Source organism: Aquincola tertiaricarbonis, from assembly GCF_023573145.1.
Lineage (GTDB): Bacteria > Pseudomonadota > Gammaproteobacteria > Burkholderiales > Burkholderiaceae_C > Aquincola > Aquincola tertiaricarbonis_B.
This window is the reverse complement of sequence record NZ_CP097636.1, coordinates 2,190,752-2,217,675: the sequence shown is the minus strand read 5'-3', so window position 1 is coordinate 2,217,675 and position 26,924 is coordinate 2,190,752. Positions and strand designations below refer to the sequence as shown.

General features: G+C 69.7%; 24 protein-coding genes and 1 tRNA gene. 7 read left to right on the top strand and 18 right to left on the bottom strand.

What is annotated here, in order from left to right; all coding sequences use genetic code 11:
• Window positions 1–79: 79 nt before the first annotated feature.
• The 14 genes from MW290_RS24490 to selD all read right to left on the bottom strand — a co-directional run bounded on the left by MW290_RS24490 (window position 80) and on the right by selD (window position 14,463).
• Window positions 80–553, bottom strand: coding sequence for a VOC family protein (locus MW290_RS24490; protein ID WP_250196957.1), 474 nt, complete (start codon window positions 551–553; stop codon window positions 80–82).
• A 76-nt stretch (window positions 554–629) separates the two neighbouring features.
• Window positions 630–1,460, bottom strand: a complete 831-nt coding sequence (gene panC, locus MW290_RS24485) for a pantoate--beta-alanine ligase (RefSeq protein WP_250196956.1) — start codon at window positions 1,458–1,460, stop codon at window positions 630–632.
• 24 nt (window positions 1,461–1,484) lie between these two features.
• Window positions 1,485–2,297 carry a 3-methyl-2-oxobutanoate hydroxymethyltransferase gene (panB, locus tag MW290_RS24480; RefSeq protein WP_250196955.1) on the bottom strand — a complete coding sequence of 271 codons (813 nt, stop codon included), beginning with the start codon at window positions 2,295–2,297 and terminating at the stop codon, window positions 1,485–1,487.
• A 44-nt stretch (window positions 2,298–2,341) separates the two neighbouring features.
• Window positions 2,342–2,437, bottom strand: a tRNA-Sec gene (locus MW290_RS24475).
• Between the two features lie 6 nt (window positions 2,438–2,443).
• Complete coding sequence (gene selB / locus MW290_RS24470) at window positions 2,444–4,378, bottom strand: selenocysteine-specific translation elongation factor (RefSeq protein ID WP_250196954.1); 1,935 nt, start codon at window positions 4,376–4,378, stop codon at window positions 2,444–2,446.
• Window positions 4,375–5,859 carry an L-seryl-tRNA(Sec) selenium transferase gene (selA, locus tag MW290_RS24465; protein ID WP_250196953.1) on the bottom strand — a complete coding sequence of 495 codons (1,485 nt, stop codon included), beginning with the start codon at window positions 5,857–5,859 and terminating at the stop codon, window positions 4,375–4,377. The genes selB and selA overlap by 4 nt, the downstream gene beginning before the upstream one ends.
• Entirely contained in the window at window positions 5,856–6,854 is a 999-nt protein-coding gene (gene fdhE / locus MW290_RS24460) for a formate dehydrogenase accessory protein FdhE (RefSeq protein WP_250196952.1), read from the bottom strand. Before fdhE ends, selA begins: the two co-directional genes overlap by 4 nt.
• Window positions 6,847–7,506, bottom strand: coding sequence for a formate dehydrogenase subunit gamma (locus MW290_RS24455; protein ID WP_250196951.1), 660 nt, complete (start codon window positions 7,504–7,506; stop codon window positions 6,847–6,849). Before MW290_RS24455 ends, fdhE begins: the two co-directional genes overlap by 8 nt.
• Window positions 7,503–8,381, bottom strand: a complete 879-nt coding sequence (gene fdxH / locus MW290_RS24450) for a formate dehydrogenase subunit beta (RefSeq protein WP_250196950.1) — start codon at window positions 8,379–8,381, stop codon at window positions 7,503–7,505. The genes MW290_RS24455 and fdxH overlap by 4 nt, the downstream gene beginning before the upstream one ends.
• A gap of 16 nt (window positions 8,382–8,397) precedes the next feature.
• The gene (gene fdnG, locus MW290_RS24445) at window positions 8,398–11,472 is read right to left on the bottom strand and encodes a formate dehydrogenase-N subunit alpha (RefSeq protein ID WP_250196949.1); all 3,075 of its coding nucleotides are present in this window, start codon (window positions 11,470–11,472) and stop codon (window positions 8,398–8,400) included.
• 47 nt (window positions 11,473–11,519) lie between these two features.
• Window positions 11,520–11,846, bottom strand: a complete 327-nt coding sequence (locus MW290_RS24440) for a hypothetical protein (protein WP_250196948.1) — start codon at window positions 11,844–11,846, stop codon at window positions 11,520–11,522.
• A gap of 94 nt (window positions 11,847–11,940) precedes the next feature.
• The gene (locus MW290_RS24435) at window positions 11,941–12,441 is read right to left on the bottom strand and encodes a response regulator (protein WP_250196947.1); all 501 of its coding nucleotides are present in this window, start codon (window positions 12,439–12,441) and stop codon (window positions 11,941–11,943) included.
• Complete coding sequence (locus tag MW290_RS24430) at window positions 12,425–13,237, bottom strand: sensor histidine kinase (RefSeq protein WP_250196946.1); 813 nt, start codon at window positions 13,235–13,237, stop codon at window positions 12,425–12,427. Before MW290_RS24430 ends, MW290_RS24435 begins: the two co-directional genes overlap by 17 nt.
• A 170-nt stretch (window positions 13,238–13,407) precedes the next feature.
• The gene (selD, locus tag MW290_RS24425; protein WP_250196945.1) at window positions 13,408–14,463 is read right to left on the bottom strand and encodes a selenide, water dikinase SelD; all 1,056 of its coding nucleotides are present in this window, start codon (window positions 14,461–14,463) and stop codon (window positions 13,408–13,410) included.
• A 130-nt stretch (window positions 14,464–14,593) separates the two neighbouring features.
• Between selD and MW290_RS24420 the strand changes: the two genes are divergently transcribed.
• From MW290_RS24420 to phnE, 4 genes are read left to right on the top strand one after another with little or no spacing between them, the layout of a single operon-like run.
• A complete protein-coding gene (locus MW290_RS24420; protein WP_250196944.1) occupies window positions 14,594–15,454 on the top strand; it encodes a putative selenate ABC transporter substrate-binding protein in 861 nt (286 codons plus the stop codon).
• A 9-nt stretch (window positions 15,455–15,463) separates the two neighbouring features.
• Window positions 15,464–16,273: a phosphonate ABC transporter ATP-binding protein gene (locus MW290_RS24415; protein WP_250196943.1), complete on the top strand. Its 810-nt coding sequence runs from the start codon at window positions 15,464–15,466 to the stop codon at window positions 16,271–16,273.
• A gap of 36 nt (window positions 16,274–16,309) precedes the next feature.
• A complete protein-coding gene (locus MW290_RS24410; protein ID WP_250196942.1) occupies window positions 16,310–17,167 on the top strand; it encodes a PhnE/PtxC family ABC transporter permease in 858 nt (285 codons plus the stop codon).
• A 10-nt stretch (window positions 17,168–17,177) separates the two neighbouring features.
• Window positions 17,178–17,978: a phosphonate ABC transporter, permease protein PhnE gene (gene phnE, locus MW290_RS24405; RefSeq protein WP_250196941.1), complete on the top strand. Its 801-nt coding sequence runs from the start codon at window positions 17,178–17,180 to the stop codon at window positions 17,976–17,978.
• Here phnE and mnmH read toward each other — a convergent pair.
• The 4 genes from mnmH to MW290_RS24385 form a co-directional block, all read right to left on the bottom strand.
• Window positions 17,935–19,011, bottom strand: coding sequence for a tRNA 2-selenouridine(34) synthase MnmH (gene mnmH / locus MW290_RS24400; protein WP_250196940.1), 1,077 nt, complete (start codon window positions 19,009–19,011; stop codon window positions 17,935–17,937). The two genes, phnE and mnmH, sit on opposite strands and share 44 nt — an antisense overlap.
• A gap of 40 nt (window positions 19,012–19,051) precedes the next feature.
• Window positions 19,052–19,792, bottom strand: a complete 741-nt coding sequence (locus MW290_RS24395; RefSeq protein ID WP_250196939.1) for an arginyltransferase — start codon at window positions 19,790–19,792, stop codon at window positions 19,052–19,054.
• On the bottom strand, window positions 19,789–20,547 hold the full coding sequence (gene aat / locus MW290_RS24390; protein ID WP_250196938.1) for a leucyl/phenylalanyl-tRNA--protein transferase: 759 nt from the start codon (window positions 20,545–20,547) through the stop codon (window positions 19,789–19,791). Before aat ends, MW290_RS24395 begins: the two co-directional genes overlap by 4 nt.
• 85 nt (window positions 20,548–20,632) lie before the next feature.
• A complete protein-coding gene (locus tag MW290_RS24385) occupies window positions 20,633–21,037 on the bottom strand; it encodes a hypothetical protein (RefSeq protein WP_250196937.1) in 405 nt (134 codons plus the stop codon).
• A gap of 473 nt (window positions 21,038–21,510) precedes the next feature.
• Here MW290_RS24385 and MW290_RS24380 point away from each other — a divergent pair, with 473 nt between their 5' ends.
• The 3 genes from MW290_RS24380 (at window position 21,511) to MW290_RS24370 (ending at window position 26,895) form a co-directional block, all read left to right on the top strand.
• Window positions 21,511–22,185: a response regulator gene (locus tag MW290_RS24380; RefSeq protein WP_250196936.1), complete on the top strand. Its 675-nt coding sequence runs from the start codon at window positions 21,511–21,513 to the stop codon at window positions 22,183–22,185.
• 356 nt (window positions 22,186–22,541) lie between these two features.
• Window positions 22,542–23,774 (top strand): response regulator, encoded by a 1,233-nt coding sequence (locus tag MW290_RS24375; protein ID WP_250196935.1) that lies wholly within the window; start codon window positions 22,542–22,544, stop codon window positions 23,772–23,774.
• A 262-nt stretch (window positions 23,775–24,036) separates the two neighbouring features.
• Window positions 24,037–26,895, top strand: coding sequence for a 2-oxoglutarate dehydrogenase E1 component (locus tag MW290_RS24370; RefSeq protein ID WP_250200104.1), 2,859 nt, complete (start codon window positions 24,037–24,039; stop codon window positions 26,893–26,895).
• Window positions 26,896–26,924 lie beyond the last annotated feature (29 nt).

Sequence of the window (26,924 nt, the reverse complement as noted above, 5' to 3'; positions counted from 1 at the left end):
CCAGCCATAGCGTCGGGGTGGGTGTGTCTGCTGGCTGGGGGGCGAGGGATTGCTGGGGTCGGGCCATCGGTGCCGGAGCCTACTGCCCCAACGCGAACATCGCCATCGCCCGGCGGCTGATTTCTTCGGGCGCCACGTCTTCGATGTGGGTGGCCAGGATCCAGCGGTGGCCGAAGGGGTCGAACAGGGAGCCGGTGCGGTCGCCGTAGAACTGGTCCTGCACCGGCATGGCAGCCTGGCCGCCGGCCGCGATGGCGGCAGCGTAGGTGGCGTCCACGTCGTCCACGTACAGCAGCACCGACGAGGTGTTGCCGCCCAGTGTCTTGGGGCTGCGGGTGCCCCACTCGGGCGTGTCCTCGTGCAGCATGATGATGGAGTCGCCCACGCGCACCTCGGCGTGCAGGATGCGGCCGGCGGGGTCGGCCAGGCGCATGACCTCCACCGCGCCGAAGGCCTGGCGGTAGTAGTCGATCGCGGCAGGCGCGCCGGTGATCGTCAGGTAGGGCGTGGCCGAGTGGTAACCGGCGGGCTGCTTGCGGACGGCGGCATTCATGCGGCACTCCTCGTACTGACGGGTGCCTTCGATTCTGCGGCGCCCGCTGGCCGCCGCCAAGCGGGATCCCCCTTGATCAAACTTCCAGGTTGTCGATGAGGCGGGTGTTGCCCAGGCGGGCGGCGGCCAGCACCACCAGCGGGCTGTCGTCGCCGGCGGCGGGTTCGGCCAGGTCGGCGCGGCGGCGCACGGCCACGTAGTCGGGCTGCCAGCCGCGGGCCTTCAAAGCGGCCACGGCCGCGGCTTCCAGCGCCGCGTGGTCGCGCCGGCCGCCGCGCAGCGCGTCGGCCACGCGCCGCAGCTCGGCGCTCAGCGCCACCGCTTCTTCCAGCTCGGCCGGGCTCAGGTAGCCGTTGCGCGAAGACAGCGCCAGGCCGCTGGCGGCGCGCACCGTCTCGCCGCCGATCACTTGTATAGGCATGTTCAGCTGCTCGACCATGCTGCGCACCACCATGCACTGCTGGTAGTCCTTCTTGCCGAAGAGGGCGATGCCCGGCTGCACGATCTGGAACAGCTTCATCACCACCGTGCACACGCCGGTGAAGAAGCCGGGGCGGAAGTGGCCTTCCAGGATGTCGGCCAGCGCGGCCGGCGGCTGCACCTTGAATCCCTGGGCCACCGGGTACATCTCGGCCTCGTCGGGCGCGAACAGCAGGTCGCAGCCGGCGCCTTGCAGCAGCTCGGCATCGCGCGCCAGCGTGCGCGGGTAGCGGTCGAAGTCTTCGTGCGGCGCAAACTGCAGCCGGTTGACGAACACGCTGGCCACCACCGGTACGCCATGCGTGCGGGCCTGGCGCACCAGGGCCAAGTGGCCTTCATGCAGGTTGCCCATGGTGGGCACGAACGCGGGGCGGGGGCCGCCGGCCAGCGCGGCGCGCAGCTCGTCGATGTGGTGGATGATCTTCATCGCGGGTCTCCGGGGTCTGGTCAATCAGTAGCCGTGCTGCACGTCGTCGGGGAACTGGCCGGCTTTCACCGCGGCCACGAAGGCCTGCACCGCGGCTTCCACGCTGTCGCTGCCCTGCATGAAGTTGCGCACGAACTTGGGCAGCCGCCCACGCGTCAGGCCCAGCATGTCGTGAAGCACCAGCACCTGGCCGGCGCAGCCCACGCCGGCGCCGATGCCGATCACCGGGATGGGCAACTCGTCGGCCAGCGTGCGGCCCAGCGTGGCGGGAATCAGCTCCACCACCAGCATCTGGGCGCCGGCCTCGGCCAGCTCGCGGGCATGCTGGCGCATCAGCTGCGCGGCGGCTTCGTCGCGGCCCTGGATGCGCCAGCCGCCCAGCGCATGCACCGACTGCGGCGTCAGCCCCAGGTGGGCGCACACCGGTATGCCGCGCTCCGACAGGAAGCGCACCACCGGCGCCGTCCAGCCGCCGCCTTCCAGCTTGACCATGTGGGCGCCGGCCTGCATCAGGCGCACGGCGCTGGCCAGGGCCTGCTCGTTCGACTGGTGGTAGCTGCCGTAGGGCAGGTCGCCCACCACCCAGGCGGTGCGGTTGCCGCGGGCCACGCAGGCGGTGTGGTAGGCCATCTCGTCCAGGCTCACCGGCACGGTGCTGGGCTGGCCCTGCAACACCATGCCCAGGCTGTCGCCCACCAGCAGCACGTCCACGCCGGCCGCGTCCAGCAGCTGGGCGAAAGTGGCGTCGTAGCAGGTCAGCATCGCGATCTTCTCGCGGGCGGCGTGCATCTCGCGCAGGCGGTGCAGCGTGACGGGCTTGCGGGCGGCAGTCGACATGTGACGGAACCGGGGTGTCGGAAGAGCCGCGAGTGTGCCGCAGATGGCGGGAGGAAGAGGGAGTCGAACCCTCCCGGCGACGCATGGCGCCACCCACCGGGTTTGAAGCCCGGCCGTCCCACCGGGGACGATTTCCTCCCTGCGCGTCAGCCGCCGGGTGGGCGGCTGCCTTCGAACAGCGCTGCGTCGCTGCGCAGCACATGGCTGTCCTTCACCCGGCGGGTCAGGCCCACGCGGTCGAAGAACTCCAGCACCTGGATGGCCCGCTTGCGGCCCAGGCCGGTGGCGTCGCGAAAGCTCGCGGCGCTCAGGCCCTGGGGCGCCGCCGCGGCCTGGCGGGCCAAAGCGGCCAGCCGCTCCAGCGTGGGGAGCGGATAGTAAAGGTCTTTGACCACCGCGAAGGCCTGGCCGCGGCGCGAAAGATTGGCCAGGGTCAGGCGCACCAGCGCCTCGGGCGTGGCGGCCAGCTTGGCCAGGTCGCGCGCCCAGGGCGGGTCGAAGCCGCCGTCCAGCATCGCGGGCATCAGCTTCTGCACCAGTTTTTCCTCGGCTTCCGACAGGCGCGCCGCATGCGCGGGCAGGTGCAGCCAGGCGCCGCTGAGCACCACCGCGCCCTGCGCCAGCAGCGCTTCCAGCGCATGGCGGAAAACGGCGTCGTCCACCCGCGGCGCGGCCAGCCGCTTGAGGCGGCGCGCATCGGGGCCGATCTCTTCGGGCTGCTGGGCATGCAGGTCTGCCAGCGCCTGCAGCAGCCGCTGCTGGAGCGCCTGCAGTGCTGGGCCGGCAATGGCCGCCAGGCGGCCGCCGCCTTCGATGCGCAGCGCATCGGCCGGCAAGGGCAGGGCGGCCACCGGCCAGCCCATGCCGCGGGCCAGCGCGGCCAGATCCACGCCCTGGGGCGATGCCTGCAGCAGCGCTGCAAGACGCTCCGCCACCGTGGGCCGCTCGGCCGCGGCCAGCCATTGCAGCCGCTCGGGCGTGCGGCGGTAGCGGGCCGGCGCCTGCGCATCGAGCACGGTGATGCCGGCCACGGTGCGGCTGGCGCTGGCATCACGCAGCACGCCGCGGTCGCCCTGCCAGGCGGCGATGGGCGTGTGCAGCACCAGCTGGGCCAGCGCGCGCCCGCCCGGGGGCAGGGCGTTGGCGTCGTCCAGGCCATCCACCTGCAGCAGTGCCACGCCGGCCATCACGTCGGCGGTGCCCAGGTGCAGGTGCACCGGCGTGCCGCTGCGCAAGGCCTTGGCCTCACCGGGCCACAGCTGCAGCCGCACGTCGATGCGGGCCGTCTCATGCGCCACCTCGGGCGCGCACAGCCACTGGCCGCGGTGGACCGCGTCGCGCTCGATGGCGGCCAGCGCCACCGCGCAGCGCTGACCCGCATGGGCCTGCTGCGCGGGCTGGTTCTGGGCATGCAGGCTGCGCACCCGCAGCAAGCGGTCGCCGGGCACCAGGCGCAGTTCGTCGCCCACGGCTACCTGGCCGGCGTGCACGCTGCCGGTGGCCACGGTGCCGGTGCCGCCCAGCGTGAAGGCGCGGTCGACCGCCAGCCGGAAGGCCGGGCCGCTGGCCTGCGGGCGCGGCTCGCCCGCGCGCTGCAGCAGGTGTTCACGCAGCGCCGGCACGCCGTGGCCGCTCGGCGCCGCCACTTCGAACACCGGTGCGCCTGCCAGCGCGGTGGGCGCCAGCAGCGCCTGCACCTGGGCCTGCACCTCGGCCAGGCGGGTAGCGTCCACGCGGTCGGTCTTGGTGATGGCCACGGTGCCTTCACGCAGGCCCAGCAGGCTGGCCACGGCCAGGTGCTCCTGCGTTTGCGGCATCACGCCGTCGTCGGCGGCCACCAGCAGCAGCAGATGATCGATGCCGGTGGCGCCGGCCAGCATGGTGTGCAGCAGCCGTTCATGGCCCGGCACGTCGACGAAGCCGATCACCTGGCCACCGGGCGCGGGCAGGTAGGCATAGCCCAGCTCGATGGAGATGCCGCGGCGCTTTTCTTCGGGCAGGCGGTCGGTGTCGACGCCGGTGAGGGCGCGCACCAGCGTGGTCTTGCCGTGGTCGATGTGGCCTGCCGTTCCTACGATCATGTGTTGAGCGGCCCCATGCCCAGCGCCTCCCGCAGCGCCGGCAGCTGCGCGGCCAAGGGCTCGGCATCGTCCAGGCAGCGCAGGTCCAGCAGCAGCCGGTCGTGCGCGATGCGGCCCACCACCGGCAGCGGCAGGCCGCGCAGCGCGCGGGCCAGCTCGTCCAGCGCGGTGCCCACGCCCTTGGCCGGGCCGCCCTTGTCGCCGCTGCCCGGCAGGCCGATGGCCAGGCCCGCCGAAGGCAGCCGGTCCACCGGCAAGGAGCCGCTGCCGATCTGGCTGCTCAGCGCCACGCAGCCCACCTCGAAGCGCGGTGCCAGCGCGCGGGCCAGCACCGGCTTCAGCGCCTCGGCCATCACCAGGATCTGCGCCTGCGAGCGTGTGAGATGGCGCAGCGTGGGCAGGTCGCGCACCAGGCGCTCTGGCTGCAGGTACAGCATCAGCGTGGCTTCCAGCGCTGCCAGCGGCAGCTTGGACATGCGCAGCGCCCGCTTCATCGGGTACTTGCGGATGCGGCCCACCGCCGCCTTGCTGCCCACGATGAGCCCGGCCTGCGGCCCGCCCAGCAGCTTGTCGCCGCTGAAGGTGACGACGTCGCAGCCGGCGCGCAGCATCTCCTGCGGCAGCGGTTCGCGCGGCAGGCCGTAGGCGGCCAGGTCGATCAGCGAGCCGCTGCCCAGGTCGGTGGCCAGCGGCACGCCGCGGGCCCGGCACAGCGGCGCCAGCACCGCTTCATCCACCGACGAGGTGAAGCCCTGCACCGCGTAGTTGCTGGTGTGCACCTTCATCACCAGCGCCGTGCGCTCGTTGAAGGCCTGCTGGTAGTCGGCCGGATGGGTGCGGTTGGTGGTGCCCACCTCCACCATGCGGGCGCCGGCGCTGGCCATCACGTCGGGCATGCGGAAGGCGCCGCCGATCTCCACCAGCTCGCCGCGCGAGACGATGGCCTCGCGCCCGTGGGCCAGCGCGGCGATGGTGAGCAGAACCGCCCCGGCGTTGTTGTTGACCACCGTGGCCGCCTCGGCGCCGGTGATCTCGCACAGCAGGTCTTCCACCAGCGTGTCGCGGTCGCCGCGGCCGCCGCTGTCCAGGTCGAACTCCAGGTTGTTGGTGCCGGCCATGGTGCGCAGGATGTGCGCCAGCGCCTCGTCGGCCAGCACCGAGCGGCCCAGGTTGGTGTGGATCACCGTGCCGGTGAGGTTGAGCACCGGCTTCAGCCGCGGCGCCAGGCGCTGGCCGCAACGCTGCCGCAGGTCGGCGGCCAGGGCTTCGGGTTGCAGCGCGGTGGCGGCCAGCGTGCCGGCGCGCGCCGCCTCGCGGCGGGCGGCCACCAGGGCGCGGGCTTCACCGGCCACCAGGGTGTGGCCATGCGCGGCCACCAGGGCCTGCGCCGCAGGCCATTGCATGATCCGGTCGATCGAAGGCAGCTGCTGCAGCAAAGCCTTCGAGCCATGGACCATGGACTCGTCGACCTTCAGATTCATGGGCTTTCCGCTTCTCCGAACACCAGCATCAGGTTGACGCCGGCGCGCTGGTGGCCGGCTTCACTCACCAGCAGGTCCAGCGCCACGCTGGCCAGGTCGTCAGCCATCGGTTCCACCTCGGGGTCGCGTTCCATCGCCACCAGCTTGAGGTAGTGGCCGCAGCTGTCGCAGCACTCGGCCTTGACGGCGCCCAGGTAGGCGCCACGAGCCCCGTCCTTGGCATCACCTTCGAGCTGCTGGTAGCTGATGCCGCGCGTGCTTTCGCAGTGCGCGCACTTGATGCGCACGTAATGCCACTGCGTGGCGCACAGCGAGCAGGCCAGGTAGCGGTGGCCCGATTCATCGGCGCCGATGCGGGTGACGCTGGCGGTGGGCCGGCTGCCGCAGCACGGGCAGCCGGTGGCCGGGTCGGTGCGGCCGAACACCGCCTCGCCATGCGTTTCGGCGGTGGCCAGCACCAGGTGGGTGAAATAGGCCTGCAGCCCGGCCGCCACCAGCGGCGCGGCGGCCATGTCCAGGCCGCGGGCCAGGCCGTTGCGCAGCAGGTCGGCCTGGCGGTTCAGCGTGGCGTCGTCGGTGGCGATCACGCGCTGCACCACATCCAGCGCCGGCCCGGCGGGCAGGCGCGGCGCCAGCAGGCCCAGCAGCCGGCGCAACTCGCCGGTCCAGGCCGCATCCAGCGTCCACAAGGTGGCGGGCAGGGGCGGCAGCAAGCCACGGGCGGCGCTGTCGCAGGCCGCCGCATCGGGCAGCGGCACGGCGGCGTAGTCCTGCAGCACCTGGTGCTGGGCCTGCACCAGCTCGGCGATGAAGAGCAGGTAGTCGCGCATCGGGTGGCCGGCCGACAGCTGGCGCAGCCGCAGCGCGCGCTCGGCGAACACCGTGGCGCGTTGCGGCAGGCGCAGGAACGGCATCTGCCGCCCGGCCTGGATGGCAATCTGCTCCGGGTCCAGCAGGCGGCTGGTGCGGGCGGAGTTGGAAGCGGATTCAGTCACGCGGCGGATGGCCCTCGGTCATTTCACGGTGCCACAGCGGATGGTTGAGCCGGGCCCAGCCTTCGGTCACGGTGCCGCGGGTCATGGCGCGGGTGGTGCCCTTGACCCAGATGGCCGCATACACGTGCACGATGACCGACAGCACCAGCACCACCGCCGACACCGAATGCACGAGGATAGCCAGCCGGCGCAGCGTCACCGGCACCAGATGGAAGAAGTAGGGCGCCCAGAACATGAAGCCGGTGACGAGCAGCAGCAGCAGGCTGACGGCAAAGGCCCAGAACACCAGCTTCTGGCCGGCGTTGTACTTGCCCACCGCCGGCATGTTCTCCTTCTGGCCCTTGAGCATCTCGCCGGCATGGCGCAACCACTCGCGGTCGGCGCGGCCGATGAGATTCTCGCGCCAGACGGTGAAGAACAGCACGATGAAGCCCAGCACCATCAACACGCCCAGGAAGGGGTGCAGGATGCGGGTGAGCTGGCCGCCGCCGAACAGGTTGCTGAAGAAGAACAGCGTGGGGTGGAACAGCGCCAGGCCCGACAGCGCCGCCGCGACGAACAGCAGCGCCACGAACCAGTGGTTCATGCGGGTGCTATCCTTGTAGCGCAGGAGGTAGCGGGTGCGTTCCCGCCCGGGGGTCAGGGTCGTCATGGCCGCTCCTTGTCGTCAACGTCCTTCTCTTCGACCGGGCCCACCTTCATGTAGTGGAAGAAGCCGCCGATCACCGCGCCGGCCATCGCCACCAGGGCCAGCGGCTTGGCCAGGCCCTTCCACAGGCCCACCAGCGGGCTGATGTGCGGGTCCTTCGGCAGGCCGTGGTACAGCTCGGGCCGGTCGGCATGCTGCAGCACGTACATCACGTGGGTGCCGCCCACGCCCGCCGGGTCGTACAGGCCCGCGTTCTGGAAACCGCGTTCCTTCAGGTCGACCAGGCGTTCCTCGGCGTAGTCGTGCATGTCCTCCTTGGTGCCGAAGCGGATGGCGCCGGTGGGGCAGGCCTTCACGCAGGCCGGCTCCAGGCCCACCGTCACGCGGTCGGAGCACAGGCTGCACTTGTAGGCCTTGTTGTCGGCCTGGCTGATGCGCGGCACGTCGAACGGGCAGCCGCTGACGCAGTAGCCGCAGCCGATGCAGTGCTCGCTGATGAAGTCGACGATGCCGTTGCTGTACTTGACGATGGCGCCGGGGCTCGGGCAGGCCTTGAGGCAGCCCGGGTCCTCGCAGTGCATGCAGCCGTCCTTGCGGATCAGCCACTCCAGCTTGTTCTCCTCGGGTTCCACCTCGGAGAAGCGCATCACCGTCCAGCTCTGGGGGGTGAGGTCGTTGGGGTTGTCGTAGGTGCCGTGGTTGGTGCCCACCTCGTCACGCAGGTCGTTCCACTGCATGCAGGCCACCTGACAGGCCTTGCAGCCGATGCAGGTGGACACGTCGATGAGTTTGGCGACCTCGGGTTGCTTGCGCACCTGCGGCGCGGCCGTGGGCGTGGCCGAGCGCAGGGCGATGTCCAGCGATTGCAATGAAGACATGGTCGTCAGTGCTCCTTCATGCCTTCTCGATGTTGACGGTGAAGCTCTTGTACTCGGGCGTCTGGGTGTTGGCGTCGCCGACGAAAGGCGTCAGCGTGTTCACCAGGTAGCCCGGCCGGGCCACCCCCACGAAGCCCCAGTGGTTGGGCAGCCCCACCGTGTGCATCGGCTTGCCGTCGCACTGCAGCTCACGGATGCGCTTGGTCACCACGCACACGGCCTTGATGAAGCCACGCGGGCTGCTCACCTTGACCATGTCGCCATGCGCGATGCCCTTCTCCTTGGCCAGCGCCTCGCCGATCTCGACGAACTGCTGGGGCTGGATCACGGCCGAGGTGCGCACGTTCTTCGTCCAGTAGTGGAAGTGCTCGGTCAGGCGGTAGCTGGTGGCCGCATACGGGTAGTCCTTGGGCTGGCCCATCGCGTCCAGGTCGCGCTTGAACACCCGCGCCGCCGGGTTGGCCCGTGCCACCGGGTTGTTGGGGTGCAGCGGGTTGCCCACCAGTGGCGACTCGAAGGGCTCGTAGTGCTCCGGCAGCGGCCCTTCGGCCATGCCGGTGGGCGCGAACAGGCGCGCCACGCCCTCGGCGGTCATGATGAAGGGGCGCACGGCCTCCGGGTCGTTCGGGTTGGCCCCCGGCGCGATGTCCGGCACGTCGGCCCCTGACCAGGCGCTGCCGTTCCACGTGAGGTAGCGGCGGTCGGCACGCCACGGCTTGCCGGTGGGGTCGGCTGCCGCGGCGTTGTACAGGATGCGCCGGTTGGCGGGCCAGGCCCAGGCCCAGTTCAGCGCCTGGCCCACGCCGTAGGGGTCGCTGTTGTCGCGCCGGGCCATCTGGTTGCCGGCCTGAGTCCAGGCGCCGGTGTAGATCCAGCAACCCGCCGAGGTGCTGCCGTCGTCGCGCAGCAGGCCGAAGCCGGACAGCTGCTCGCCGGCCTTGGCGAGCACCTTGGTCGGGTCCTTGGGGTCCAGCACGTCGGTGATCGCGCGACCGTTGTACTCGCGGGCCAGCTCTTCCGACGACGGGCTGTGCGGGATCTTGTAGTTCCAGGTGAGCTTGACGATGGGGTCGGGGAAGGCGCCGCCTTCCTTCTGGTACAGCGCACGGATGCGCGTCCAGATGCCGGCCACGATCTCCACGTCGCCCCGCGCCTCGCCCGGTGGCTCGGCGCCCTTCCAGTGCCACTGCAGCCAGCGGCTGCTGTTGGTGAGCGAGCCGTCTTCTTCCGCGAAGCAGGTGGAGGGCAGGCGGAACACCGTGGTCTGGATGTCCTCGGTCTTGACGTCGTTGTACTCGCCGAAGTTGCGCCAGAACTCGCTGGTCTCGGTGACCAGCGGGTCGATGGTGACCAGAAACTTGAGCTTGGACAGGCCCTCGACGATCTTGGCCTTGTTGGGGAACGAGCCCACCGGGTTGAAGCCCTGGCAGATGTAGCCGTTGAGCTTGCCCTGCGTCATCAGCTCGAAGGTCTGCAGCACGTCGTAGAGCTTGTCGATCTTCGGCAGGTAGTGGAAGGCCCACTCGTTGTCCGCGGTAGCGGCGTCGCCCCACCAGGCCTTTTGCAGGCTGACGAAGAACTTGGGGTAGTTCTGCCAGTAGCTCATCTGGTTGGGCCGCAGCGGCTTCAGCGCCCGGGGCTTGTAGTACGTCTCCAGGTCCTGCTCGCTCTCGCGCGCCAGGCTCAGGTAGCCGGGCAGCGAGTTCGACAACAGGCCCAGGTCGGTCAGGCCCTGGATGTTGCTGTGGCCGCGCAGCGCGTTCATGCCGCCACCGGGCACGCCGATGTTGCCCAGCAGCAGCTGCAGGATGGCGCCGGTGCGGATGATCTGCGAGCCCTGGCTGTGCTGCGTCCAGCCCAGCGCATACATGATGGTCATGGTGCGCTCGGGGCCGCTGGTGCTGGCGATGTACTCGCACACCTTCAGGAACTGGTCCTGCGGCGTGCCGGTGATGCGGCTGACCATCTCGGGCGTGTAACGCTCGAAGTGGCGCTTCATCACCTGCAGCACGCACTGCGGGTCCTGCATCGTCGGGTCCACCTTGGCGAACCCCTGCTCGTCCATCGCGTAGCCCCAGCTCTTGTTGTCGTAGCTGCGCTTGTCAGGGTTATAGCCGCTGAACAGCCCGTTCTCGAACTTGAAGTCGGGCCCGACGATGAAGCTGGCGTTGGTGTAGTTGCGGACGTACTCGGTCTGGATCTTGTCCTGCGTCAGCAGGTAGCGGATGACGCCGCCCAGGAAGGCGATGTCGCTGCCCGGCCGGATGGGGGCGTAGTAGTCGGCCATGGCGGCCGAACGCGTGAAGCGCGGGTCCACGACCACGAGCTTCGCCTTGTTGTGCTTCTTGGCTTCGATCACCCACTTGAAGCCGCACGGGTGGGCTTCGGCGGCATTGCCGCCCATGATCAGCACGACATCCGCATTCTGGATGTCTTGCCAGTGGTTGGTCATCGCACCGCGGCCGAACGTCGGGGCCAGACTGGCCACCGTCGGTCCGTGTCAAACGCGGGCTTGGTTGTCGAAGGCGAGCATGCCCAACGACCGGAACGCCTTGTGCGTGATGTACCCGGTTTCGTTGGACGAGGCGGAGGCGCACAGCATGCCGGTGGACACCCACCGGTTCACTGGCTTGCCGTCCGCCGTGTTGGCGATGAAGTTGGCATCGCGGTCGGCCTTCATGAGCTTGGCGATGCGGTCCAGCGCCTCACCCCAGCCGATGCGCTTCCATTCCTTGCTGCCGGGCTCGCGCACCTCGGGGTACTTGAGCCGGTTGGGGCTGTGCACGAAGTCGAGCAGGCCGGCGCCCTTGGGGCACAGCGTGCCGCGGTTCACCGGGTGATCCGGATCGCCCTCGATGTGCATGATGTCGGCGGTGACGTTCTTCGCCTTGTCGCCGAGGCTGTACATGATGATCCCGCAGCCCACCGAGCAGTAGGGGCAGGTGTTGCGGGTCTCGGTGGCGCGGGCCAGCTTGAAGCTGCGGGCCTCGGCCAGTGCGGCATCGGGCGAGAACCCCAGGGCCACGAGGCTTGAGCCGACCAGGCCCGCCCCACTGACCCGGAGGAACTGCCTTCGGTCCATGTCCATCATCTGAAATGCTCCTGGGATTGTCCTGGGGGCTGCGGAAAAAACGGGGGCTAGCGGCCGGCCGCCGAGGCGGCGCCGTCGCCGCCGGTGGGGGCCGGCGCGTCGCTGCCGGTATGACCACCGGGGCCGGCCATGCCACCGATGGCGGTGGTGCCGTCCGACGGGCCGGCCGACGAAGCGGCATGGCCGGCATCGACCGGCTTGACGCCGGGTTGAGCGCCGCTGGCCACCGGGGCTGCGGCAGGTGCCGCTTCCGCGCTGGGCGTGGGCGGGTTGGAAGGTTTGGGGTCGCAGGCGGACAGGGCGGCCAAGGCTGCGCCGCCGAGCGCGATGCCGAGCAGCTGCGTCAGGCGTGAGCGGGTGGGTGGGTACTGCATCGGGCGAGCCTAGCCGCCCCGCCGTGCCCGGTCAACTTGGGGCGGCGGGGCTGCGGGATATCCCGCAGCCCCGCGCAGCGCGCAGCCAACGCTGCTAGCGCGGCAGCGCAGCGGTGGCCTGCGGCCCCTCCTGCGCCAGGTTGCGCTGCAGCCAGTAGCGCGCCAGCTCCTGCACCGCCTGCAGGTACTGCTCGAACTCCACCGGCTTGGCCACGTAGCTGTTGGCGCCCAGCTGGTAGCCGCGCACCACGTCCACCTGTTCCTGGGACGAGCTGAACATCACCACCGGCAGCAGCCGCGTCAGCGGCTCGGCCCGCAGCCGGGCCAGCACGTCGAAGCCGTTGAGCTTGGGCAGCTTGACGTCCATCATCACCAGCCGCAACGGCTCTTCGCCACGGCGCCAGGCATGCTCGCCCTGGCACATCAGGAAGTCGAGGGCGTCCTGCCCGTCGCGCGCCACCTGCACGCCGCCGGCGACCGGCGCCAGGTGCAGGGCCCGCAGCGTCAGTTCCAGGTCGATGGGCTCGTCCTCGGCCACCAGCACTTCGATGCGCTGCGATCCCCGGGGCAGCACGGCGTCAGGCAGCGGGAACATGGAACTCGAAGATCGCGCCATGGCCGGTCACCGCACTGGCGGTGATGCCGCCGCCGTGCCGCTGCAGGATCTGCTGGACGATGGCCAGGCCTACGCCGGTGCCCTCGAAATCGTCGGCCTGGTGCAGCCGTTCGAACACGCCGAACAGCCGCTCGGCATGGCGCATGTCGAAGCCCACGCCGTTGTCGCGCACCGAATAGCGCACGCTGCCGTCGGACTCCACGCGGCCGTGCACCTCGATCACCGCCACCTCGCGCGGGCGGCTGTACTTCAGCGCGTTGGACAGCAGGTTCACCCACACCTGGCGCAGCAGCGCGGTGTCGCCATGGCAGGGCGGCAGCTGGCCGATGCGCAGGTCGATCTGGCGGCCGGCGCGCAGCGGCGCCAGCGTGGACAAGGCCTCGGCCACCAGCACCTGGGTGTTGACCGGCCGCTTGTGCAGCTCGGCCCGCCCGGCGCGCGAAAAGCTCAGCAGATCGGTGATCAGCCGGCCCATCTTCTGGGCGCTGTCGCGGATCAGGGCCAGGTACTGGCGGCCGGTGTCGGGCAGCAGCGGGCCGTAGTCGTCCAGCACGATCTTGGAAAAGCCGTCGATCGCCCGCAGCGGCGCCCGCAAGTCGTGCGAGACGGTGTAGCTGAAAGCCTCCAGCTGCTTGATGGCGGCTTCGAACTCGGCGCTGCGCTGGGCGAGGCGGTGCTCGAACTCCGCCCGCAGCGCGGCCAGCTGCGTGGCGCAGTCGTCGGTGACGGGGGCCTCCGGCACTTCGGCCGGTCTGATCGTTTCTTCGGACAGCATGGCAACCTCTCACGCCAGCGCCTGCCACGCCTCGTGGGGGGCGGCTTCATGGCAAGGCGGTGCGGCATGGTGCTGACAAGCGCCCAACCGCGCTGGCTTTTGTGAGGGTTGCTGCGCACTACATCACGGCACGGCTTTCAGGTGTCGTGAACAAGTGGCGTGACCGGGTGTCATTCCACATGCAAGGCGGCCGGCCCGGCCTGCAGCCGGCCGACCACCGCGGCGTCGGCGAAACCTTCGCGCGCAAACACCGCCATCACCGCGTCCAGCGCCTCGGGCGCGCAGCTCACCAGCAGGCCGCCCGAGGTCTGCGGGTCGCTCAGCAGGGCCTGCGCGGTGGGCGGCAGGCCGGCGGCCAGCTGCACCTCGGCGCCGTAGCCGGCCCAGTTGCGGCCCGACGCCCCGGTGACGAAGCCGTCGGCCGCCATCGCCTCGATGCCGGGCAGCAGCGGCACCTGCGACCAGTCGATCACGGCCGTGAGGCCGGCGCCGCGGGCCATTTCCAGCGCATGGCCGGCCAGGCCGAAGCCGGTGACGTCGGTCAGCGCATGCACGCCGTCCAGCTCGGCCAAGGCCATTCCCGGCGTGTTCAGGCGCGTGGTGGTGTCGATCAGCCGCGCATAACCGGCCTCGTCCAGCTTGCCTTTCTTGAGCGCGGCCGACAGCACGCCCACGCCCAGCGGCTTGCCCAGCACCAGCAGGTCGCCGGCGCGGGCGGCGGCGTTGCGCCGCACCTTCTTCGGGTGCACCAGCCCCATCACCACCAGGCCGTAGATGGGCTCCACCGAATCGATGGTGTGGCCGCCGGCGATGGGGATGCCCGCGGCCTGGCACACCGACTCGCCGCCACGCAGCACCTGGCCGATCACCTCCACCGGCAGCTGGTTCACCGGCATGGCCACCAGGGCCAGCGCCATGATGGGCCGGCCGCCCATGGCGTACACGTCGCTGATGGCGTTGGTGGCGGCGATGCGGCCGAAGTCGAACGGGTCGTCGACGATGGGCATGAAGAAGTCGGTGGTGGCGATCAGCGCCTGCTCGTCGTTGAGCTGGTAGACCGCGGCATCGTCCGAGGTCTCGATGCCCACCAGCAGCTGCGGCGGCACCAGGCCGCCGGCACGCTGGCGCAGGATCTCGGTGAGCACGCCGGGCGCGATCTTGCAGCCGCAGCCGCCACCGTGGGAAAAGCTGGTCAGGCGCAGGGGCGCGGGGGCAGGGGAATTCATCGCGGGGCACTCCTCGGGGCTTTGGCCCGGATTGTGGCCGTGCGCTGGCAGCCCTGCATTACCCTTGCGCCCGGTGCGCGGTGCCTGGTCGAGGCCCGCGGCCCTTTGCACAGACAAGAAGGACCCCGCCATGAACCCCACCCTGACCCGCCGCGCCCTGGCTGCCCTGCTGCTGGGCACCAGCCTGGCCGCCTGGGCCCAGACCGGCACGCTGCGCGTGTCGGCCATCCCCGACGAGGCGCCTACCGAGCTGCAGCGCAAGTTCAAGCCGCTGGGCGACTACCTCAAGCAGCAGACGGGCATGGAGGTGCAGTTCATCCCGGTGACCGACTATGCGGCCGTGGTGGAAGGCCTGGCCACCAACAAGCTGGACCTGGCCTGGCTGGGCGGCTTCACCTACGTGCAGGCCAAGCTGCGCACCCAGGGCGGCGCGGTGCCCATCGTGCAGCGCGCCGAAGATGCGGTGTTCACCAGCCGCTTCATCGTGCCCAAGGACAGCCCGGCGCAGACGCTGGCCGACCTGAAGGGCAAGACCTTCGCCTTCGGGGCGCCGTCGTCCACCTCGGGCAGCCTGATGCCGCGCTTCTACCTGATGAAGGCCGGCATCGACCCTGAGCGCGACTTCAAGACCGTGGCGTTTTCGGGCGCGCATGATGCCACCGTGGCCTTCGTGGCCGCCGGCCGGGCCGAGGCCGGCGTGCTCAACGCCTCGGTGCTGGACAAGCTGGTGGAAGCCGGCAACCCCAACGCCGCCAAGGTGCGGGTGCTGTCCGTCACGCCCACCTACTTCGACTACAACTGGACGGTGCGCCCGGGCCTGGACGCCGCGCTGACGCGCAAGCTGACCGACGCCTTCCTGCAGCTGGACCCGGCCAACCCGCAGCACAAGGAAATCATGGCGCTGCAGCGGGCCAGCAAGTTCATCCCGACGCAGTCGTCCAACTACGACGGCATCGAAGCCGCGGCCAAGGCGGCCGGCCTGCTGAAGTAAAGCGTCGCCATGTCCTTCCAGCTGGAAGGCGTGGGCCTGGTGCATGGCAACGGCCACCGCGCGCTGCGGGGGCTGTCGCTGTCGGCCCGCGCCGGTGAACGCCTGGCCGTGATCGGCCCCTCGGGCGCCGGCAAGACCAGCCTGCTGCGGCTGCTGGGCTGCGGCCTGCGGCCCAGCGAGGGCCGCTTGCAGGTGCTGGCGGCCTCGCCCTGGCAGCTGCGGCCGGCCGAGCTGCGCCGCCTGCGCGCGCGCATCGGCAGCGTGCACCAGGCGCCGCCGATCCCGCCGCGGTTGCGGGTGGTCACGGCCGTGCTGGCCGGGCGGCTGGGGCAGTGGGGCCTGGGCCGGGCGCTGTGGTCGCTGCTGCATCCGGTGGATGCGGTCGGCGCCCAGCAGGCGCTGGCGCGGCTGGACATGGCCGACCGGCTGTTCGACCGCTGTGACCGCCTGTCGGGCGGGCAGCTGCAGCGCGTGGGCATCGCCCGTGTGCTGTACCAGCGGCCCGACCTCATCCTGGCCGACGAGCCGGTGTCGGCGCTGGACCCGACGCTGGCCGATGCCGCCGTGCAGCAGCTGGTGCAGCAGAGCGAAACCACCGGCGCCACGCTGGTGGCTTCGCTGCATGCGGTGGAACTGGCCTTGCGCTGGTTTCCGCGGGTGCTGGGCATGCGGGGCGGCGAGCTGATGTTCGACCTGCCGGCGCGCGAGGTCACGCCCGCGCTGTTGCAGGCGCTGTACGCCGGCGAGGCGCCGGCCCCGGGCGCCGCGCCGCTGCCCACCGCCGAGCCGCCGCTGGCCGCCGGCGTCATGTGCCGCTAGCAGGCTGCCTACGGGTGCCCTGAGTTCCGTTCCCCGATGTCGTCTCCTGCCTCTTCCTGGCCTTCCGCGCCCCCGGCCGTGGCCCCGCGTGACCCGCAGGCCCGCGGCCGGCTGACCGCGCTGGTGCTGGCCCTGGTGCTGCTGTGGCCGGTGCTGCAGCTGGCCGAGTTCAACCCGGCGGCGCTGTTCCAGCCCGGCAACCTGAGCGTGATGGGCGGCTTCCTGGCCGGCTTCCTGCCGCCGTCCACCGACCCCGTCTTCCTGGCGCTGCTGGGCCGCGCCACGCTGGAAACGCTGGCCATGGCCACGGCGGGCATGGCCATCGCGTTCGTCATCGCCGCGCCGCTGGGGCTGTTGATGAGCCGGGCGCTGTCCGTCTCGCGGCTGGGGCCGGGCGCCATGCGCTGGCGCGGCAGCCTGCTGCGCACCGCCGCGCGCACGCTGCTGATGGTGTTGCGCGCCGTGCCCGAGGTGGTGTGGGCGCTGCTGTTCGTGCGGGCCCTGGGCCTGGGCCCGGCGGCGGGTGTGCTGGCGCTGGCCATCACCTACGGCGGCATGCTGGGCAAGGTGTACGCCGAGATCCTGGAATCCACCGACGCGCGGCCGGCGCGGGCGCTGCTGGAAGCCGGCAGCGGCCGGCTGGCCGCGCTCGGCTACGGCCTGCTGCCCGGCGCCGCACAGGAGCTGGGCAGCTACACCGTCTACCGCTGGGAATGCGCGGTGCGTGCCTCGGTGGTGATGGGTTTCGTCGGCGCCGGCGGCCTGGGCCAGCTGATGGACCAGTCGATGAAGATGCTCAACGGCGGCGAGGCCAGCAGCATCCTGCTGACCTTCCTGCTGCTGGTGTTCGTGGCCGACGGTCTGTCGGCGCTGCTGCGGCGGCTGCTGTCGTGAAGGGGGGCGCATGAGCACCACGCCCGCTCCCCGCCCTCCGGGCCGCTGGGCCGGCGCGCTGCTGGCCTTGGCGGTGCTGGCCGCGGTGATCGCCAGCTTCGTCTACCTGGCCATCGACTACCGGGCGCTGGCGGCGCCCGAGTCGCTGCGGCAGATGGGCCGCTTCATCGCCGAGTTCTTCCCGCCCGATGTGTCGGCCCCGATGCTGGCCAAGGTGGGCTGGGGCGCCTTGCAGACGCTGGCCATCTCGGCCCTAGGCACGCTGCTGGCGGCGCTGGCCGGTGGCCTGCTGGCGCTGCCGGCCGCTGGCCGCGGCGGGCGGGCCTTGCGGCCTGGGGTTCGGCTGTTGCTGAACATGCTGCGCAGCGTGCCCGAGCTGGTGTGGGCTGCGCTGATGGTGCTGGCCGCCGGGCTGGGCCCTTTCGCCGGTGCGCTGGCGCTGGCGCTGCACACCACCGGCGTGCTGGGGCGCCTGTTTGCGGATGCGCTGGAGAACCTGCCCGCCACGCCCGAGCGCAGCCTGCGTGAGGCCGGCAGCGGCGCCGCCGCCGCCTTCGCCTACGGCAGCCTGCCGCTGCTGGCGCCGCAGGCACTGGCCTACGTGCTCTACCGCTGGGAGATGAACATCCGCATGGCCACCGTGCTGGGTTTCGTCGGCGCCGGCGGCCTGGGCCAGCTGCTGTACTTCCACCTCTCGCTGTTCCAGCAGGCGCAGTCGGCCACGGTGCTGGCCGCCATGTTCGTGCTGGTCTTCGTGGTCGACGGTTTCAGCGGCTGGGCGCGCCGTCGGCTGGCGCCGGCCCACGCCTGACCAGCGCCCGCGCGGCTTCGCGCAGCGCGTCTTCCGACAGCGAAGGCAGCGCCAGCCGCTCGCCGCTGCGCTCGTTCTCGAAGAGGCGCCGCGTCGAGCGGGTGTAGGCCGGGTCGTAGTGCTCGCGCATCACCCGCTCGAACAGCTCGGCGGTCTGCCCGGCGGCGGCCAACTGCTGCCAGCGCTCATAGGCCTCGCCGCCCACCAGCGGGCGGATGGGCGCCAGCTGCGCCACCATGGCGACCGGGTCGGCCACGAAGTGCGCATAGTCGGCGTGCCACAGCCGCACCCGCTCGGGCATGTCCACCTCCAGCGTCAGCGTGGGGCTGCTGTACATGGCCTCGTGCAGCGCCTCGGGCAGCTGGATGCGGCCGATCTTCTTGCTCTCGGCCTCGATCCACACCGGCCGCGCCGGGTCGAACTGGCGCAGGCGCTCCAGCAGACGGCTGTCGAACCACTTCTGGCTGGGTTGGGGTGCGCCGGGCAGGGCGCCGATCAGCGATCCGCGGTGCGAGGCCATGCCTTCCAGCTCCAGCACCTGCTCGCCTTCGGCCTCCAGGGCCTGCAGCAGTCGCGTCTTGCCGCAGCCGGTGGGGCCGCACAGCACGCGGTAGCGGAAGCGCTGCGGCGCCGTGGCCAGCGCATCGCGCACCCAGCCGCGGTAGCGTTTCCAGCCGCCGGGCAGCACGTCCACTTCGAAGCCAATGGTGCGCAGGTTGTCGGCCCACAGCCGCGAGCGTTTGCCGCCGCGAAAGCAGTACACCAGCATGCGGTCGGCCGGCGTGTAGTGTGAGATCAGCGGTCCGATGTGGCGCGCGATGTTCTGCAGCGAATAGCGCACGCCGATCAGGTAGGCCTTGTGGGTGTCGGTGCGGTGGGTGGTGCCCACCTCCGCATACTCTTCGTCGTTGACGACCGGCAGGTTCACCGCGCCGGGAATATGGTCCTCCGCGAACTCGCGAGGGGACCGGGCATCGATCACCAGCGCATAGCGCGAGAAATCGTCGATGCCCAGTGCTTGGGGGTCGGACATGGCGGCACTCTACCGCCGCCCATGCGTGCCGGCTGCCGGGTCACGCCGCAGGCGGCGCCTGCCACTGGCCGTCCAGCAGCAGCTCGTGCGGCTGGAACTGCGCCTTGTAGGCCATCTTCTGGCTCTCGGCGATCCAGTAGCCCAGGTACACGTGCGGCAGCTTCAGCAGCTTGGTCTGCTCGATCTGCCACAGCACGTTGTAGGTGCCGTAGCTCTTGTTCGGCTCGGGCTCGTAGAAGGTGTAGACGGCCGACAGGCCGTCGTTCAGCACATCGAGGATGGACACCATCTTCAGCGGGCCCAGGCCTTCAGCCGCCGGCTCGCGGAACTCCACCAGCCGCGAATTCACCCGGCTTTGCAGCAGGAACTGGGTGTACTGGTCCACGCTGTCGTGGTCCATGCCGCCGCCGGCGTGCCGGCCGGACTGGTAGCGCAGATAGAGCTGGTAATGCTCGGGCACGAAGCACAGCCGCAGCACCCGTGCCTTCAGGCCGACGTGCGCCTTCCAGGCGCGGCGCTGGCTGCGGGTGGGCTGGAAGTCGTTGACCAGGATGCGCAGCGGCACGCAGGCGCGGCAGCCGTCGCAGTAGGGCCGGTAGGTGAACATGCCGCTGCGCCGGAAGCCGTTGGCCACCAGGCCCGAGTACGCGTCGGCATGGATCAGATGGCTGGGCGTGGCCACCTGCGAGCGCGCCAGGCGGCCGCTGAGGTAGCTGCAGGGGTAGGGCGCCGTGGCATAGAACTGCAGCGACGCGAGGGGGAGGTCTTTCGGATAGGTCACGCGCTTGGCTCTCCGCGCAGTCCGAGCTGGGCCCAGTGCACAGGATCATAGGACCAAACCTGCGGCCCGGCGGCCGGCAGCACCTGAGCCAGGTGGGCCTCGAACTGCGCCCGCGGCCATTCACGCGCGCCCAGCGAAGCCAGGTGCCGGGTGTTCTGCTGGCAGTCGATCAGCGGGATGTGGTTGGCGCGACAGAAGCACACCAGCGCCGCCAGCGCGATCTTCGACGCATCGGTGCGGTGGGCGAACATCGATTCGCCATAGAACATGCGTCCGATGGACACGCCGTAGAGTCCACCCACCAGTTCGCCGTCCATCCAGGTCTCGAAGCTGTGCACCCGGCCGGCGCGGTGCCAGGCGGTGTACGCCGCCACCATCTCGGGCAGGATCCAGGTGCCGGACTGACCCTCGCGCGGAGTGCCAGCGCAGGCGCCGATCACGCGTTCGAAGGCGCTGTCCACCCGCACTTCGCAGCCGGGCGTGCGGATGAAGCGGGCCAGCGTCTTGCGCAGCGAACGCGTCAGCTTGAATTCGGCCACCGGCAGCACCATGCGCGGATCGGTGCTCCACCACAGCACCGGCTGGCCTTCGGAAAACCATGGGAACACGCCGTGGCGGTAAGCCTCTTCCAGCCGCCGCTGGCTCAGCTGGCCACCGGCGGCCAGCAGGCCGGGTGCCTCGGTCTCGGCGCCCAGCGCCTGGCGGGTGTCGGGCATCGGCTGCGACTCGTCGTCCAGCCAGGTCAGTACGGTCATTCGGGGCGGGGCACAGCCTCAGGGCAGCGCCGCGGGTGGCGTCACAGGCGCCGATGATCGCCCAAGCGCCGCGCGGGCGCTGCGCTCAGATCAGTTCTTCGATCGTCAGCATCCCGTACTTCTTGGCCAGCGTGGCGCGCCCCTGGCGGGCCGCCTGCGCCACACGCTCTTGCACTTCGTCGTCGCGCACCCGGATGATCATCAGGCCGTGGCCTTCCAGCGCCAGCAGGTACATCTGCCGCATCGATTGGATCTCGGAGCCGAAGCCCGATGCGCCGCTGGCTTCGGGCAGCAAGGGCTTGAAGCGTTCCACCACTTCTTCCGGCGTCAGACGCACGATGTCCGCTTCTTCGACGCCATGTTCACGCAGCGATTGGGCCAATTGATCGGCCGTGGCGTCTTCGGGAAACACGACGACCACATGGCCGGTCGGCTTGAAGCTGCCAAAGGACAAAGGCAGATCGTCCTTGGTGATGTGGGGCTCGAACATGCGGAACTCCTGTGCGTGGACGCCGCCGCGGGGCGGCCGGGTGGCTTCACGGCGGTGCGGCAGTTGCCGTGCCCGCGCAGTTGCTGATCACCCTGAACGCACGAAGGTCAATGCCATCGGCCGTTGCAATTCGGCGCAAATGATTTTGCAGATTGCATTAGTGACAACAATGCAATTTTTGACAGGCCAGGCTTACGCAGGCATTGCGCTGCAAATTGTCCGGAGTTGGACAATTGGCGTTGCGGCGCAACGTCCCGTGATGTTCTCGGCATGTTCGTGCACTGCTTCGCAGCTTGCCTATTTTTGCCGGTCCAGATTCATGAAAACCTGCCGATCCAGCAAATGTGGTGCGACCGGCGGCTGCGCTTGACGGGCGTGGACAGCAGCTGGCGTCGATTTGCTACCCAAATCCGGGGTAGTTAAGGGCGTAAAAATAAGCACTTGCCGTACCGCGGATGAAATAATCACGCCATATGAACGCGAAAACAACATCGACCGCCGAGGAAGCCACCACGTCGGCGTTCTACACGACCATCGAAACGGCACGCCTGCTCGGCCTGGCCGTCCGGTCCGTGCAGCTGATGGTCGACCGGGGCGAGTTGGAAGCGTGGAAGACCCCCGGAGGGCATCGACGCATCTCCAAGGTGTCCGTCGAGCGCTGGATCGCCGTCAACCGGATGAACGTGAGCTCAGGCAGCACCGGTGGCACCGGCCGTCCGGAGTCTCGGGCTCCCCGGGTGCTGCTGGTGGAGGATTCGTCCCATTTCCAGAACCTGGTGTCGCTGTTGGTGCGCGAGCAGTACCCCGAGGTGGAGCTGCACGTGGCCGACGACGGCATCGCGGGTCTGGCGATGTACGGCCAGCTGCAGCCGCAGGTGTTGATCGTGGACATCCTGCTGCCCGGCATCGACGGCGCGACCCTGATCGCCAGCCTGCGTTCGCATCCGCAGTTCGCCAACAGCGAGTTGATCGTCATGACTTCCCTCGACGAGCAGCAGCGCGCGCCCTATGCGTTCGCCCTGGCCGGTGTGCCGGTGGCGCACAAGCTGCAGCTGGTGGCCCAGCTCAATCCGCTGCTGCGCAAGGCGCTGGCGCCGCACCTGCCCCGGCTGGCAGCCAGCGCCGAGACCACCACCGCCGCTGAATGACCCCCCAGCGACCGCCTGCGGCTGCCGCCGCCTGAACAAGGGCCGCCCACGAGGCGGCCTTTTTCATGACGCGCGTGGGTGATGAACGCCGACGCAAGCTGAAAAAGTTGCGAGAAAGACACGAAACGTTACAACTCGGTCGCGTTCGGCTACGGCGCTCAATCGCTCCATCATGTGATATTGAATGATATAAATGATATTTCTGGGTGGGCGATGGCGGCGCGACATTCGGGCCTGTCCATTGTTTGTAAAGCCGATTCCTCTGTTTACCAGAGTGATAACGCACCCCAGTTATGATTTGACATGTTGAGGGGCAATGCCGCGCGATGGCCGAAAGCACTTTTGGTATCCAGGACATGATTGACCGTGTCGCTGCCGGATTGGGTCGCCAGGCGTTGTCGCGCGATGCTGAGTTGGTGGTGGATCTGCAGGCGTCGGTGGAGCAGGGCACACGCTCGCTGAGCGGTGATCTGGATCAGCTCGTCGACCGGTTGCAGGCCCTTGGACATGCCGCGCTGGCGGAGGCCCCTGGTCGCGGCAGCGTGCTGCTGACGATCCGGGAGGGCAGCAAGGCCCCGCCGCCCACCTTGGCGATGCCGCGGAGCCGGCTGCTGCACTTCAATATGCAGGCCACCGGTGCTGCGGGCGGCGAGCCTGCCGGCGCACCGTACTTCTTCGAGCAGGTGTTTGCGGCCGGCGCGCCGGTTCCGGCGCCTCCTTCGCGGGAGGTGGCGGGGGCCTCGCTGCAGTCTCGGCGCGTGCTGGCGGTGGACGACAACCAGGACGCGCTGCGCGTGCTGCTGCAGCTGGGGCGCCCGCTGGGGCTTGAGGTGGCGTGCGCCCACGATGCCGGCGGCGCGCTGCGCGCTGTGAGCATGGCTCACCAGAGCGCCCACGGCTTCGACCTCGTGCTGCTGGACGCCCGCCTGCCGCCGCATGATGCGTTGGCCTGCGCCCGCCGCCTGCGTGAATCGCCCTGTGTCGCGCCCATCCTGTTGATGGCCGGGCCGGGCGACGACGAGGCGGTGTCCCTGCTGTCGCCCGACCAGGCCCTGGGGCGCGAGTTGGGGGTGGTGGGTGTGCTGCGCAAACCGCTGGTCGACGGGCAGGCGCTGGCGCGTGCCTGCCTGGCGGCGTTGCGGCGCCCGCTCCGCCTGCCGCCGCGCGCCGACCCCGCTTCTGCCTTCTCCCTGCCGTTGCCCACCATGACCATCCCTGCTGCCAAGGCTTCGGCACCGCTGCCTGCGTTGCCCGGCATCGACACCGCCATCGGCCGTGCGAGCACGATGAACAACGACAAGCTGTACCGCCGCCTGTTGATCAAGTTCCGCGATGCGCAGCAAGGCGCCACCGCGCAGGTGGCGCAGGCCTGGGAAGCCGGTGACAGCGTGCTGGCCCGGCGGCTGGCGCACGACCTAGCCAGCGTTTCGGGCACGCTGGGTGCGATGCGGCTGCACGACGTCGCGCGCCGGCTCGAAGCCATCTGCGCCGGCGAGGCCGACGCCGCGGGCTTGCCCGAATCGCTGGCCCTCACCGGCGACGAGCTGGCCCGCGTGCTCGACGGCCTGCAGGTGCTGGGCACCGAATAAGCCGCCCGCGGGTTGCCTGCCCGGGGCGCCGGTTTCAGGCCGGTTTCATGGTTCGTGCCACACCCGCCGGCCGATCCGGCCGGGGCACCCCCCGGGTTCACAGGGGCAGTGCTACAGTCGCGACCTTGTCTTTCAGGTCCTTCCCGTCCCCTTTGCTGGTCCACAGCCAAGGCGGGTCGCAATCCGCCAACCGGTCAAGCCGTGTCGCGGAAGGTTTTCCAACCAGCCAACGGTGCCCAAGAAGGGCGCAGAGGTGAGCGAGATGATGGAACAGTACAGGTCGAATTCGTACCTGTTCGGCGGCAATGCGCCGTATGTCGAAGAGCTTTACGAGGCTTACCTCGACAACCCGGGCTCCGTGCCCGACAACTGGCGCGCCTACTTTGACGCCCTGCAGCACGTGCCCGCGGTCGACGGTTCTGAGAACCGCGACGTCGCTCACGCGCCGGTGATCGAATCGTTCGCCCAACGCGCCAAGGCTGGCGCCTTCGCCGTCAAGGCCAGCAGCACCGACCTCGCCGTCGCCCGCAAGCAGGTGCACGTGCAGTCGTTGATCGCGGCCTACCGCTTCCTCGGCTCGCGCTGGGCCGACCTGGACCCCCTCAAGCGCACCGAGCGCCCCAAGATTCCCGAGCTGGAACCGGCGTTCTACGACCTGACCGAGTCCGACATGGACATCGTGTTCAGCGCCACGAACACCTACTTCACCGCTGCCGACCAGATGACGCTGCGGCAGATCGTGCAGGCCCTGCGTGACACCTACTGCGGCTCCATCGGCGCCGAGTACATGCACTGCACCGAGCCGGCTGAAAAGCGCTGGTGGCAGGAAAAGCTCGAGAGCGCCCGCAGCAAGCCCAGCTTCAGCGCCGAGCAGAAGCAACACATCCTCGAGCGCCTGACCGCGGCCGAAGGCCTGGAGCGCTACCTGCACACCAAGTTCGTCGGCCAGAAGCGCTTCTCGCTGGAAGGCGGCGAGAGCTTCATCGCCTCGATGGACGAGATCGTCCAGCGCGGCGGCCAGAAGGGCGTGCAGGAAATCGTCATCGGCATGGCCCACCGCGGCCGCCTGAACGTGCTGGTCAACACCCTGGGCAAGATGCCCAAGGACCTGTTCGCCGAGTTCGAGCACACCGCCCCCGAGAACCTGCCCGCCGGTGACGTCAAGTACCACCAGGGCTTCTCGAGCGACGTGTCGACGGCCGGTGGCCCGGTGCACCTGTCGCTGTCGTTCAACCCCTCGCACCTGGAAATCGTCAACCCGGTGGTCGAAGGCTCGGTCAAGGCCCGCCTGGACCGCCGCGGCGACAAGGAAGGCGACCAGGTGCTGCCGGTGCTGGTGCACGGCGACGCCGCCTTCGCCGGCCAGGGCGTGGTGATGGAAACGCTGGCGCTGGCGCAGACCCGCGGCTACTACACCGGTGGCACGCTGCACATCGTCATCAACAACCAGATCGGCTTCACCACCAGCGACCCGCGCGACACCCGCTCGACGCTGTACTGCACCGACGTCGTCAAGATGATCGAGGCGCCGGTGCTGCACGTGAACGGCGACGACCCCGAAGCGGTGGTGTGGGCCACCCAGCTGGCGCTGGACTACCGCCAGGAGTTCAACAAGGACGTGGTGGTCGACATCGTCTGCTTCCGCAAGCTGGGCCACAACGAGCAGGACACGCCCAGCCTGACGCAGCCGCTGATGTACAAGAAGATCGGCAAGCACCCGGGCACCCGCAAGCTGTACGGCGACAAGCTGGTGGCGCAAGGCGTGCTGCCGGCCGACGGCCCCGACGCGATGGTCAAGGCCTACCGCGCCGCGATGGACGCCGGCAAGCACACGGTCGATCCGGTGCTGACCAACTTCAAGAGCAAGTACGCCGTCGACTGGGCGCCGTTCCTCAACCGCAAGTGGACCGACGCCGCCGACACCGCGCTGCCGCTGGCCGAGATCAAGCGGCTGGCCGAGCGCGTGACCACCATCCCCGAGAAGTTCAAGCTGCATCCGCTGGTGGAAAAGGTCATCGCCGACCGCGCCGCCATGGGCCGTGGCGAGATCAACGTCGACTGGGGCATGGGCGAGACGCTGGCCTATGCGTCGCTGGTGGCTTCGGGCTACCCGGTGCGCCTGTCGGGTGAAGACTGCGGGCGCGGCACCTTCGTGCACCGCCATGCCGTGCTGCACGACCAGAACCGCGAGAAGTTCGACGAAGGCACCTACATCCCGCTGCAGCACGTGGCCGAGAACCAGGCCCCGTACACCGTCATCGACTCCATCCTGTCGGAAGAGGCGGTGCTGGGCTTCGAGTACGGCTATGCCAGCGCCGAACCCAACACCCTGGTGATCTGGGAAGCGCAGTTCGGCGACTTCGTCAACGGCGCGCAGGTGGTGATCGACCAGTTCATCGCCTCGGGCGAAGTGAAGTGGGGCCGCGTCAACGGCCTGGTGATGATGCTGCCGCACGGCTATGAAGGCCAGGGCCCCGAGCACAGCTCGGCCCGCCTGGAGCGCTTCATGCAGCTGGCCGCGGACAACAACATGCAGATCTGCCAGCCGACCTCGGCCAGCCAGATCTTCCACCTGCTGCGCCGGCAGATGGTGCGCATGTTCCGCAAGCCGCTGGTCATCATGACCCCGAAGTCGCTGCTGCGGAACAAGGACGCCACCTCGCCGCTGTCCGACTTCACCAAGGGCGAGTTCCGCACCGTCATCGGCATGGACGTCACCGACGCGGAAGCCAGCAAGGTCAAGCGCGTGATCGCCTGCTCCGGCAAGGTGGCCTACGAGCTGATGAAGCGCCGCGAAGAGACGAAGGCCTCCAACACGGTGGTCGTGCGTGTCGAGCAGCTCTATCCCTTCCCGCACAAGGCGTTCGCGGCCGAGCTGAAGAAGTACCCCAACGCGACCGAAGTGGTGTGGTGCCAGGACGAGCCGCAGAACCAGGGTGCCTGGTTCTTCGTGCAGCACTACATCCACGAAAACATGGTGGAAGGCCAGAAGCTGGGTTACGCCGGCCGCCCGGCCTCCGCTTCGCCTGCCGTGGGCTACGCCCACCTGCACCAGGAGCAGCAGAAGGCGCTGCTCGACCAGGCTTTTGGCAAGCTCAAGGGCTTCGTGCTGAGCAAGTGACCCCCGACTGATCCGACAACAAACACATC